Consider the following 12940-nt stretch of genomic DNA (forward strand, 5'->3'; position numbering starts at 1 on the left):
ATTAAAATGTCACATTTAATCCAAATACATAGGTTTGATAAGGAGGAGTAGTTCCAAACTCACCAAATTTGGCTGCAATATTATTTCCGAAAGTAGTTATCTCCGGATCGATGTATTGATTCTCTGCCGGAGTCCACAAGAGGATATTTGAAGCAGTGAGAGAAGCACTCAATCGAGTTATACCTAACCTTGTTACTAACGATTTAGGCAATTCATACACCAGACTAACATTTCTGAGTTTTAGATAAGAACGATCTATGACAGCAAAGTCAGAATAATCGAATCCGCCGTTGCTGTAAAAGGTATGAAGAGCCGTAGGATCTACAGGTGTGGTGTTTTCACTATAAGTACCATCTAAATTATCTACAACCGAATTAGGAATGATAAATGGATTTCTATCATTATATACCGTTTCGGGACCACTTCCAACCCAATGCATATAATCTTTTGTATAACTGTAGATGTTTCCACCGTATCGGAAATCAAAAGTGCCTGAAAGTGAGAGTCCTTTGTAGGTAAATGTATTTGTCAGACCCATTCTGTATTTCTCATTAATATCTTTGTTTAGATAAACCTCATTTGGGGTGGGCTGAGGATTGCCATTCCCATCTACTACTGTATGCTCAACCCCGTCGATTTCGACTTTAAGAGCTTTCTGGGACTTAAACTGTCCGATCGGTTCTCCTTCTACAGCATAGATGCCAATTCCTCCAAATCCACCAAGAAAAACTTCCGGTACATCCAAACGTTCAACTTTATTGTAGTTCTTTGTAAAGTTATAAGAGATATCCCATTGAAAATCTTTTGACCGTATAGGTGATATATTCAAAAGAAGTTCGATACCTTGATTTCTCACATCTCCCAAATTAGCCATCTGGGAAGTATATCCGGTAGTAGGATCGATAGGCAGAGTTGCAATAAGCCCATTTGTCATTTTGTTGTAGTAAGAGAGTTCTAAGCCTAATCGATGTTTAAAAAAGTTAAGATCAGCTCCGATTTCAAATTCATCGGTCAACTCCGGCTTTAAATTGATGTTTCCTGCCGTGTTTGAAACGGAGTACGCATTCACTCCTCCGATAGGGAATGTGAGATAATCGACATTAGGATATCCTGGGTTAGATATTTCGGCCGCTGCAAGTCTCGCATTAACTGCATAAAGCCCCGCATCTTTTCCGGTACGACCGTAGGACAAACGTAGTTTTGCAAAGTCAAGAATACCTGTATCTACATCTTTCCCCTTAAGATAGTCAGTAAGTAAGAAACTCAACATTCCGCTTGGATAAAAATATGAGTTCTTTCCTGAAGGTAAAGTAGAAGAGTAATCATTTCTTCCTGTTAGGGTTAAATACAGGTAATCGCGATATCCCAAATCAGCATTTAAATACATACCCCATAATCGATAGAGAGTCGAAGCCTGAGTTGCAGTAGAAGGACTTAGTGAATTTGTGAAATCGTAAAATCCGGGTATGTCTATTGATGTGATCTGACCTCCAATTGCATTGTAGGATTGTTCATTAGTATTGCCTCCGGCAATAGCATTTAATGAAAAATCGCCAAATTGATCTTGATAGTTTAAAATAAAATCATGATTCACTTGTATTCTCTGTCTTCTGGTTTGGTCATACCAACCCGGATTCTCATTAGAAGAGTCTTCATTTGGGGATCCCGGCGAAAATTTAATGGCATCCGAATGTGTGTCGGCAATCGATGACTCATAGTCTCCTCCGAAACGATAAGTGAATTTCAGATTATCTAAAATATCATAATCAAGTTGCACTTTCCCAAAGAATTTGTATTTATTTTGAACTGCTTCCCTTATGTGCAGCATATAGTATGGATTCACCCCATAAGGAGTGAAATAATTATCTACATTGTTGAATTTATTATTGAAATCTTTTAAATCAACAATAGAAATATCTGTTGCAATTTCACTCAAGGAACGATATATGGAATTATCCTGACCAGTTGGAGACACTTCATTTCTTTCAGAACTAAAGTTAATTGAGCTGCTTACAGTAAGTTTATTTGCTTTGTGAGATCCATTAGAAGCAATGGTATATCGTTTATATGAGTCATCGTTCGTTGGAATTGGTCCATCGATATAATTTTGAGATACGGAAGCATGAAATTGTGTTTTGTCGTTACCTCCTGTTAGTGACACTGCATTGTTATAACCAATACCAAAATCATAAAAATCACGAATTCGATTATTTAAGTAAACGTATGGCTTAATTTGTTGACTATTATCAACGATATTTCCCCACACACGCTCTTTTCCATCAAATGGAGCACCCCAGCTACCGTTTTCATCTAACGCACGATCGCCGCTCCAGCCTTGACCAAACATTGTTTGTTCTGTGGGTATTCGGCCGACTTGTTGTACTGTAAGCCCTCCATCATAAGCGATTAAAAATTTCCCATCTGTATTTTTGCCCGATTTGGTTGTAATCATAATTACCCCCTGTGCTGCACGAGAGCCATAGAGAGCAGAAGCAGCAGAACCTTTCAAAACCGTGATGTTCTCAATATCATTTGGATTCAAGGCGTTTATACCTGATCCAAAGTCAGCTTGAGAATTCAGGTCAGTACCGGAGCGATTCTGAGCATTCGTAATAGGAACTCCGTCAACCACATATAGGGGTTGATTATTACCAAAAGAGCTATAACCGCGAATGACTACATTCTGAGTTCCTCCAGGGTTGGCTGATGAAGAAGAAACATCCAACCCCGCAACTTTTCCTTGTAGAGCAGAGATTGGATTTACGGCTTTAGAACGTGTAATTTCGTCTGCCGATACTGAGGCAACTCCATATCCTAATGTCTTTTTTTCTCGGGTTAGACCTAATGCAGTGACCACGACTTCATCAAGCATTTCTGTGTCTTCTCTCAGCGTTACACTGACATTTGGTTGCACAGGTACTTCCTGTGTCCGCATACCCACGTACGAAATCACCAAAGTTCCGTTGGCGGGAGCCGATAAGTTGAAACGTCCGTCGACGTCGGTAACCGTACCCTGCGACGTGCCTTTGATTTGGATGGTTGCGCCGATCACCGGTTGGCCGGTTTCGTCCACAACTGTTCCACGCACCTGTGTCTGAGCGGTTACGATCCCTATCCCGATAATGAACAGGGCTAAAAACATTGTTAGTTTTCTTTTCATAAACTCTACTTTTAGATTAAACACTGATTAATAAAAAATTAAATTATACCATTATAAACGCCCTTAAGATCCATCTCAGGAGCGCATTCGATGGGGAAACGAAAGCGAAGAGAATGGTTGTTCCTAACAGCATTTAGTGCATACCAGCAGTCGATTAACATAATTACAGACTATGTATGACATCGCAAATATATATTAAAATTACATACCGAGTATTTTTTCATAACTTTTTTTTCGTTTCAGGTTGCAATTTTTTATCAATAATGAGTAAAAAATACACTTTCATTTATTATTGCGATGCTAAAAGACCGCCAAAGGCTATCCCCACTTTTAACATTCGGTAAAACTGATCTCTTCTCTATGTACAAAAACACCTAAAACATGTGCAAATATATAACCTTTTTACAAATTGGAATCATATCCGTACGATTTTAACATGTTTGGTATGCAAAAGTTCATAATTCGAGACAAATGTTGGCGAATATGCTCAAATAAAAACAATGCGAACAGGAAATATGCAAAGATTGGAATTACGAATTTCGATTCTGTTTATTATTTGCGCTTGTGAGACATTTTGTCTGTACCACTAATAAGAAACTGCACAAGTAATTACTTACGCCGGCGGGTGCGGGGATGATCGCATGATAGAAATCTTGCGATAGTAAGTTGAACGTGAGAAATGGGAAGTGAGAAATTGAGAAATGAAGAAATAGGAATTAAGACCTAAGAATTTACCGTGAATCATTACAAAATTATCTGCGGATATCTGCTTGAAATCTTTTTCTGAACTTTTTCTTGCTGATTGAAGTTTTTTCTGCGATGATCTGCGTGAACTTTCAAGAGAAATGGGAAGTGAAAAGTGAAAGGCTAAAAATGGAGGTTGGAGAATGGAGAATGGGAAATAGGGGCGAAAAATTTTTTGCCCGTACTTTGAGTCTTAGAGCCTTAGCGGCTATTATTTGCCACGAAGACGAAAAGAAACGAAGTTGGTTTTGTAATGGGCAAAATTATCGTAACTCCCCGTGCATTGTCTTTGACTATTTTCATAAAGAATTCATCGGAAAATCACTAAATCATCGAATCGGTCATTTCTGATTTCTCAACTTCCACTATGCTAATAAGAGACGAAACTAAAATTTTCTCCTAAATGTGGCAAATTTTTTTTTTATTCAGTTAAATAGTTAGTGAAAGCTTACATCAAGTTTGCTATTTTTCTTCTTTTAAGGCAATTACGGTGCAACTCCCAGTCAACTCCCAGTCAACTCCCAGTCAACTCCCAGTCAACTCCCAGTCAACTCCATATAAGCCCCATATACCTTTCGCCAAAAATTTGTCATAAATCGAAAAAGAGATAAGTTTTGTAGTTGAAATAAATTGTTGTGTCGAGGGGTCAGCCTATCCCAATATGCTGTCCATCGAACTTTGGATAGAAGTTGAATCGGTGAATTCGATAACATTTCGGCTATATACCGAAAGGCTCTTTTACTTTAAACCTATTATTTGTGAAATCAACCACATTTTTTTCTCGATTTGATTTTTTTATTCAAAAAAATATTACTTTTGTAGCGTCATTTCATCGAAAACGAACAAAATGAAACACTCAAGTTTTGCCTATTCTTTCTTTTTTTACTTTTACTTTAGCAAGTAGGAGCGGGATTTTATAGGCAAAAATGAAGAAAAAATACTAAACAATCATATTAAGTTCATAAAATCCTGTCGCCGATACGATGGGATTTTTTTTTAAATATACATGGTATAAAATATTTATGAAAAGAGTAGCAATTCAGGGTGGAACGGGTGCATATCACGAAATCGCTGCCCGCCGTTATTTCGAAGGGGAAGAATTGGAAATCGTGGAATGCGTCACGTTTCGCGATATTTTCGAAGAAGCCAAAAAAGATCCTGCGCTTATTGGAATTATGGCTATCGAAAATACGATTGCAGGGAGTTTGCTTCCAAATCATGATTTGCTGAAGATGAGCGATCTGCAAATTGCAGGTGAATACAAACTACGCATTTCTCATACGTTGGCAGCCCTACCCGGACAATCGATCGATGATATGAGGGAAGTGATGTCGCATCCCATTGCACTGATGCAATGCGAAGATTACTTGGAAGGGCTTCCGCACGTCAAAATCGTAGAACATGAAGATACGGCTTTGGCGGCCAAAGAGATTCACGATCGTCAATTGCGTGGAGTAGCCGCCATTTGCAGCAGCCTGGCGGCAGAGATGTATGGACTTGAACCTCTCGCCACAGGCATAGAGACCAACAAGCGTAACTTCACTCGATTCCTTATCCTCGCCCGACCCGAAATGTTGCCCGAAGTGCAAAAAGACAATCATATCAATAAGTCGTCGCTCGTTTTTGTTCTTCCGCACAAAGAAGGAAGTCTTTCGCAAGTGTTGTCCGTACTTTCGTTTTACGGAATCAATCTCACCCGCATTCAATCGCTTCCCATCATCGGGCGCGAATGGGAATATCAGTTTTATATCGATCTCACCTTTTCCGATTACGAACGATATCGTCAGTCGCTCGATGCTATCATGCCGCTTATCGGCGATCTGAAAGTTTTGGGCGAATATCGGGAAGCAAAATATAATATGAATAATAACACAAATTATGAACATGTCGAAGCGAATCGAACCGTCTGAAAATGTAAAAAAAATATCGGAATACTATTTTTCAGTGAAATTGGCCGAAGTGGCACAGATGAATGCGCAAGGTATGGATGTCATCAACTTGGCCGTCGGAAGTCCCGATCAGCCACCATCAGAAGCCACCATTGAAGCGCTGTGCGAAAGCGCACATCAACCCGATGCGCACGGTTATCAGTCCTATAACGGACTTCCTGCTCTACGGCAGGCTTTTGCCGATTGGTACAAGCGCTATTTTCATGTCGATCTTACAACGGACGAAATACTGCCGCTGATCGGTTCCAAAGAAGGCATTCTGCATATATCGCTCACGTTTCTCAATCCGGGTGATGGTGTGTTGGTGCCAAATCCCGGTTATCCTACTTACACTTCGGTATCTGAACTTGTAGGTGCGAATGTCATTCATTATGATTTGATGGAAAACAATCATTGGCAGCCCGATTTCGATGCGCTCGAACGGTTGGATCTTTCGAATGTAAAACTCATGTGGGTCAATTATCCCAACATGCCTACCGGTGCAAGCGCTTCGCCACAGCTTTTCGAAAGACTTGTCGCTTTTGGTAAAAAACATCAAATCATCATTTGCCACGACAATCCTTACAGTTTTATCCTCAACGAACATCCCGAGAGTATTTTATCTGCCGACGGCGCAAAAGATATTTGTATCGAACTCAATTCGATGAGTAAGTCACACAATATGCCCGGTTGGCGTATGGGAATGCTTGCATCGAATCCGCAATTCGTGAAATGGATTTTGCGCGAAAAAAGCAATATAGACAATGGACAGTTCAAACCCATGCAGGTGGCTACTATTGCCGCTCTCGGAAATCCCCCCGAATGGTATGTGCGGATGAACAAGCTTTATGCCGAACGGCGTGTAGTGGCCGAACGCATTATGGATTTGCTCGGCTGCACATACGATAAAAATCAGGTTGGTCTTTTTCTTTGGGCAAAAATGAAGGATGATGAGGCGAGCAGCGAGCAATTGATTAACGATATTTTGCGTAATGCTCACGTTTTTATTACGCCGGGATTTATTTTCGGAAGCAATGGCAGTCGATATATCCGCATTTCACTTGGAGTTTCCAAAGAAAGAATGGAAGAGGCTTATCGTCGAATCGAAACTTATCTCAACAAAAAAGACAAATAAAACGGAAAAAGATATGGAATTTTCATCAATTTTATTGCCCGGTATCGAGGACAAACGTCCGTTTGTGATATCGGGGCCATGTAGCGCCGAAACGGAGGAGCAAGTGATGGCAACGGCCATCGATTTAGCAAATCGGGGCATAAAGGTTTTTCGGGCAGGTGTTTGGAAACCACGCACCAAACCGGGTGGCTTCGAGGGCGTTGGGAGTCCTGCTCTGAAATGGCTTCAGCGTGTGAAACGCGAAACCGGAATGTACACTGCCGTTGAAGTGGCTACCGAAAAACATGTGTACGAGGCATTGAAATATGGCGTTGATATGCTTTGGATCGGAGCTCGAACAACTGCCAATCCGTTTGCGGTGCAGGAAATTGCCGATACGTTGCGTGGAACCGACATCCCGGTTCTGATTAAGAATCCCGTAAATCCCGATTTGGAGCTTTGGATTGGTGCGCTGGAACGACTGTATAACGTCGGTATTACTCGGTTGGGCGCTATTCATCGTGGGTTCAGCTCCTCGGATAAAAGCATATATCGAAATATGCCTCAATGGCATATTCCCATCGAGTTGCAGCGACGTTTTCCCGAATTGCCTGTCATTTGCGATCCAAGCCACATGGGCGGACGTCGCGATATGATTTTCAAACTGAGTCAACAGGCAATGGATTTGAATTTTTACGGACTGATCATCGAGTCGCATTGCACTCCTGATGAGGCCTGGAGCGATAAGGATCAGCAAATTACGCCAAAAACGCTCGCGGAAATTCTGAGTTCGTTGGTAATTCGTGAAAAAGGACAAACGACGGAAGATCTTTCGGCTTTGCGCCAGCAAATAGATGAGATCGATAATCAGATGCTTGAGTTGTTATCGAAACGTATGCGTGTTTCGCGCGAAATCGGGCAGTATAAACTCGAACACGATATGGCGGTTTTGCAGACACGCCGTTATGACGATATTCTGACCGATCGTGCCCGTCAGGCTTCCCGTCTTGGAATGTCGGAGGAGTTTGTTGTCAAAATTCTGGAAGCTACGCACGAGGAATCGGTGCGTCAACAGCTCGAAATCATGGAAAAGGCAGGGAAAAACAATCGTTGAGACAGAGTTTCCTTATTTTTTTAAATAGTTTGAAATGAAGATATTGATTCTTGGAGCCGGCAAAATGGGATCGTTTTTTGCCGATGTGCTCAGTTTCGATCACGAAGTCGCGATCCTCGATACCGATCCGCAGAAATTGCGCTTTACGTATAACACCGTCCGAATGTCTAATCCGGAAGAAGTTCGGGATTTCGCCCCTGAAATGGTGATTAATGCCGTAACGCTGAAATATACACTCGATGCGTTTCATAATATTCTGCCGTATATATCCGAGGCATGCATCCTGAGCGATATCGCCTCCGTGAAAACCGGGCTGGATGCGTTTTATCGCGATTCGAAACATCCTTTTGTTTCTTCGCATCCCATGTTTGGCCCCACCTTCGCCAGCTTGGGCGATTTAAGTTCCGAAAATGCAATTATTATCAAGGAGTCGTCGCATTTGGGAAAGGTGTTTTTCAGAGATTTATATTCGAAACTGAAACTCAATATTTGCGAATATTCGTTTGATGAACACGACAAAACCATTGCCTATTCGCTTTCAATTCCGTTTGCCTCTACGTTGGTGTTTGCTTCGGTAATGAAGCATCAGGAAGCTCCCGGAACTACTTTCAAAAAACACATGAATATTGCTCGCGGATTGTTGTCGGAGGACGATTTTCTGTTAACCGAAATTCTGTTCAATCCCTACACCCCTGCACAATTGATGCAAATTCGCGAAAAACTGAAAGAATTGCTCGGCATTATCGAAGCGAAGGATAGCGAAAAAATGAAAGCTTTTCTTACGCAGGTAAGAAAAAATATAGAATAAAACATTCTGCTGCACAAGAATTTACTCGCGCGGAGTATCGGCATTTAACCGATATTCCATGCGAGAATGCGTTCCATTGCTTCGCGCGTCTTTTCGTGAGTGTTGAATGCTGTCAGGCGGAAAAATCCTTCACCGCAGGCACCGAATCCCTGTCCCGGAGTGCCCACGATATGGCATTCCGTAAGCAGCTGATCGAAAAATTGCCACGAATCGTCCGTATTTGGGCATTTCAGCCAGATATAGGGCGAATTTGTGCCTCCGAAAACAGTCCAGCCTTTTTGCGTGAGCGCTTCGCGAATGGTTTTCGCATTTTCCATGTAATAATCTACAAGTCCGCGAATTTCTTTTTTCCCTTCCGATGAATAGATAGCTTCGGCTGCTCGCTGAACGATGTAGGCCGTGCCATTGAATTTGGTCGATTGACGGCGAAACCATAACCGGTTAAGTTTTATCTCGATGCCGTTGGACGACTTGACTTTCAGCGCTTCCGGAACAACCGTGTAGCTGCACCGCACGCCGGTAAACCCTGCGTTTTTTGAATAGGATCGAAACTCGATGGCGCACATTTGGGCACCTTCTATTTCGTAGATGCTGTGCGGAATGTCCTTTTCGGTAATATAGGCTTCGTATGCGGCATCGAAAAGAATAAGGCTTTGATTTTCCAAAGCATAATCAACCCATCGTTTCAGCTCTTCTTTTTTCATTACCGTTCCGGTCGGATTGTTGGGATAGCAAAGGTAAATCACGTCCACTTTTTCGGAAGGCAATTGGGGTAAAAAATCATTTTCGGCTGTGCAGGGAAGCATGATAAGTTGATCACGATCAGCCAGATTCATCAGATTAGTATCCACATACACGGGATATACCGGATCGGTAACCGCCACCTTATTGTTTCGTCCCAAAATATCGACAATGTTTCCCACATCGCTTTTCGCACCGTCGCTCACAAAAATTTCGGAAGGAGAGATGTCGATTCCGAATGCCTTAAAATCGTTCTCGGCAATGGCTTCCAGCAAAAAATCGTAGCCCTGTTCCGGCCCGTAACCGCGGAAGGTTTCTTTTACGGCCATTTCGTCCACTGCCTTGTGTATGGCCGAAATTACCGATGGGGTGAGGGGTTGGGTTACGTCGCCGATGCCAAGACGAATGATGTTGGCATCGGGATGCGTTGCCGTAAATTGTGCAACTTTTTTGGATATGGTACTGAAAAGATAGCTTTCGTTCAGCAGTAAAAAATTCTCGTTGACGGAAAACATAAATTCTGAGTTGATTCTTTTTGTTAAATTTCTCCTTCGAATACGAAATGTGCATCGCCCGTCAAATAGACCTGATTGTTGCTTTGATCCCATTCAATTTGGAGGTCGCCTCCTTTCAACCTGACCGTAACGTTGCTGTTACAACGATTGTTGATGACGCCGGCTACGGTTGCCGCGCAAGCTCCTGTGCCACAGGCAAGCGTCTCGCCGCTTCCGCGCTCCCAGACGCGCATTTTTAGTGTATCACGATCGATGATCTCGATAAATTCCACATTGGTGCGTTCGGGGAAGATGGGATGATTTTCGATTTTCGGGCCGATTTCCTCTATTTTCATGCCATCGATGCCTGTCGTGAAAATTACGGTATGGGGATTTCCCATGGATACACACGTTATCCGATAGGTATCTCCATCGATGGTCAGCGGCTGATCGATTACTTCCGGCAATGCCGAAACTACCGGAATGCGGGCGGACTCGGTAGTTGCCGATCCCATATTTACGCGGACGGTTTTCACCGTGTCGGTTTCGGGATCGATGTGCAACTGCAAATGCTTGATTCCGGATTTTGTGCTCAGTGCGATTTCTTTTTTACGTGTCATATGTTTGTCGTACAGATATTTGCCTACGCATCGCGAAGCGTTTCCGCACATTTGGGCTTCGCTGCCGTCGGCATTGAACATGCGCATCGAGAAATCGCCCGTGTCGGATGGGCCGATGAGCACAATTCCGTCCCCACCAATGCCGAAATGTCTGTCGCTCAACTGTATGGCGAGCGATGAGGGATCGCTTATTTGTTCTTCGAACAGGTTGAAATAGATGTAATCGTTGCCTGTCCCTTGCATTTTGGTGAATTTCATCCTGAATTGATAACTTTTTTCTTTTTCCGATGCAAAAGTAATGCTTTTTGGTTGGAAAGTAGAAAGTAGAAAGTAGAAAGTTAAAAGTGAGAGGTGGTGGTTGGAGGGTAGAGGTTGGTGGTAGGAGATTTGATGTTTTAACGATTTAGAGATTTGACGATTCGTTGATGGAAACAGCTGATAGCGCTCTCGCACGTGCAGAGCCCCGAAATCTTTGCAGCAAAAGGCCTGGTCGCACCAAAACAGTCTGCGCTCACCGATCTTCGTGTTTTTTCTGCGATCATCTGCGTCGAACATCTGCGATGATTTGCGAGAACTCCTTTTCTGAATTTTTTCTCGCTGATTTACGCTGATTCTCTGCGATCACTTTATAAACGTTCAAACTCATATAATCACCTCATCATTAAATCATCAAATCAATGAATCATTGTTCCTGCCCTCAATCGCCAATAAAAACGCCGGCCGACATCGATGTTGTAATAGCCCGGGTGGATGGCAATGACCCCAAACATCAGGCTAAAATGAAACCGTATCTCGATCCGCAGTCTGCCAAGTCGGACGATATCGCAGGACCTACCCGCTTTCGGTCTGAAGGAGAAATTTTTTATTGCGCGGCATCCATCTTGCGTTTTGCTTCGTTTGTTCGCAAGATCACAGATTTTCCTTTAGTATTTTTATGGAGAAGCTTATTGTTTGTTTGCCCGAATCAGACCTCGTCGAAAATAAGGTGGTTTCAAATTTTTATCATGAAAGAATAGCAGATATCCATCCGAAAAAGAAATTTTGAAATCATATTTTGCTAAAAATTCGGATAATTCCTTCTCATCCTGTTCTTTATGATAAGTACAGAGGGCTATTTTTAAAGGTCTTTGCTCAGACAGAAGTTTTGTAGCTCCACTAAGCATTTTGAGTTCCCATCCCTCGACGTCCGCCTTCAGAAATATACCTGTATCTCCGGAAGAAATAGTTTTGTCGATTGTGGTTTGGTTTGAATCTTCACTGTCTCCAACAAACTTATTTATAATGGTAATTTTTTGTTTCCATGGAGCAAATGTGGCGTTTAAAGGTTCTATCCATTCGGCATCTGGTTCGAATAGAATAACTTTTGAGGCTTTTTCGATTTGACTTAATGCAAAATTGCCTTCCGCTGTTCCGGCGTCAATAAGTATAAATCCTTCGTCAAATTGAAATTGTTCATTTGAATACCTATGGGGGCTTTGTAGGTCTTGTTCTTTCAATAATGATTTGTAAGCCCGTTGAATTCTTTTTTTCCCCCATTTTCTTTTGAAGTATAATTTCTTGCCATCTTGTAAAACATATTTCAACCCATTTTCACTGTTTTTAAAAACTTTAATATTTCTGTCATGATATTGATCTTGAAAAGGATAAGGAATAAATACAGGAGAATGAGTTTTCAAATAATCTAAGATCTTTTCAATTTCAGGAGACAACACTTCGGGATGATTATCATAGTATTCAAAAATTGAACGTCGCAATTTATTTTTTTGGATTTTTTTTTTGAAATGCTTAGGAACGAATATGTTATAAAGATGGATGGCAAAGTTATTCATACATTGTTTTGTTTAAAAAAAATTTATACTGTGTAGTTGCATTTCGAATTTTCACCAAAGTCGTCTTTTTGATTTTTATTTTGATTGTTTCTTTATTTTCAAATTTCAATTCCCCTAAACCCTTACGGAATTTCAACTACTAACTTCCACGAACCCATCGAGGGTTTGTTCCATGTCGTCGGGTACACCAAAATGAAATACAAATGCTTGATGCTTGCCGTTGCTTTCTTCATTCAATGGAAAGAGATCGCCGAAAAATCTTATACTTTATCTCCGCATGAAATTCATAGAGAATGTAATTGAAACTTATTCTTCTAAACCTCTGTATTCTTTTCACAGCGCAAAATTAGTGATTTTTTATGAATTCCAACTAGTAATTTGTAGAAAT

General features: G+C 41.5%; 8 protein-coding genes. 4 read left to right on the forward strand and 4 right to left on the reverse strand.

What is annotated here, in order from left to right; translation table 11 throughout:
* Position 1: 1 nt before the first annotated feature.
* Complete coding sequence (locus EJN84_RS06540) at positions 2–3160, reverse strand: SusC/RagA family TonB-linked outer membrane protein (RefSeq protein ID WP_129594670.1); 3159 nt, start codon at positions 3158–3160, stop codon at positions 2–4.
* A gap of 1766 nt (positions 3161–4926) precedes the next feature.
* Here EJN84_RS06540 and EJN84_RS06545 point away from each other — a divergent pair.
* The 4 genes from EJN84_RS06545 to EJN84_RS06560 are packed head-to-tail and all read left to right on the forward strand — an operon-like array spanning position 4927 to position 8868.
* The gene (locus EJN84_RS06545; RefSeq protein WP_129594671.1) at positions 4927–5814 is read left to right on the forward strand and encodes a prephenate dehydratase; all 888 of its coding nucleotides are present in this window, start codon (positions 4927–4929) and stop codon (positions 5812–5814) included.
* Positions 5783–6967, forward strand: a complete 1185-nt coding sequence (locus tag EJN84_RS06550) for a pyridoxal phosphate-dependent aminotransferase (RefSeq protein ID WP_129594672.1) — start codon at positions 5783–5785, stop codon at positions 6965–6967. Before EJN84_RS06545 ends, EJN84_RS06550 begins: the two co-directional genes overlap by 32 nt.
* Positions 6968–6980: 13 nt before the next feature.
* Positions 6981–8060, forward strand: a complete 1080-nt coding sequence (locus EJN84_RS06555) for a bifunctional 3-deoxy-7-phosphoheptulonate synthase/chorismate mutase type II (RefSeq protein ID WP_129594673.1) — start codon at positions 6981–6983, stop codon at positions 8058–8060.
* A gap of 34 nt (positions 8061–8094) precedes the next feature.
* Positions 8095–8868, forward strand: coding sequence for a prephenate dehydrogenase/arogenate dehydrogenase family protein (locus EJN84_RS06560; RefSeq protein ID WP_129594674.1), 774 nt, complete (start codon positions 8095–8097; stop codon positions 8866–8868).
* 44 nt (positions 8869–8912) lie between these two features.
* Here the strand turns inward: EJN84_RS06560 and EJN84_RS06565 are convergent, their stop codons facing one another.
* The 3 genes from EJN84_RS06565 to EJN84_RS06575 all read right to left on the reverse strand — a co-directional run bounded on the left by EJN84_RS06565 (position 8913) and on the right by EJN84_RS06575 (position 12552).
* A complete protein-coding gene (locus tag EJN84_RS06565) occupies positions 8913–10124 on the reverse strand; it encodes an LL-diaminopimelate aminotransferase (protein ID WP_129594675.1) in 1212 nt (403 codons plus the stop codon).
* A gap of 23 nt (positions 10125–10147) precedes the next feature.
* Positions 10148–10981, reverse strand: a complete 834-nt coding sequence (gene dapF / locus EJN84_RS06570; protein WP_129594676.1) for a diaminopimelate epimerase — start codon at positions 10979–10981, stop codon at positions 10148–10150.
* Positions 10982–11667: 686 nt separating this feature from the next.
* Complete coding sequence (locus tag EJN84_RS06575) at positions 11668–12552, reverse strand: class I SAM-dependent methyltransferase (protein WP_129594677.1); 885 nt, start codon at positions 12550–12552, stop codon at positions 11668–11670.
* Positions 12553–12940: the final 388 nt, after the last annotated feature.

The organism is Seramator thermalis, assembly GCF_004138125.1.
Taxonomy (GTDB): domain Bacteria; phylum Bacteroidota; class Bacteroidia; order Bacteroidales; family Dysgonomonadaceae; genus Seramator; species Seramator thermalis.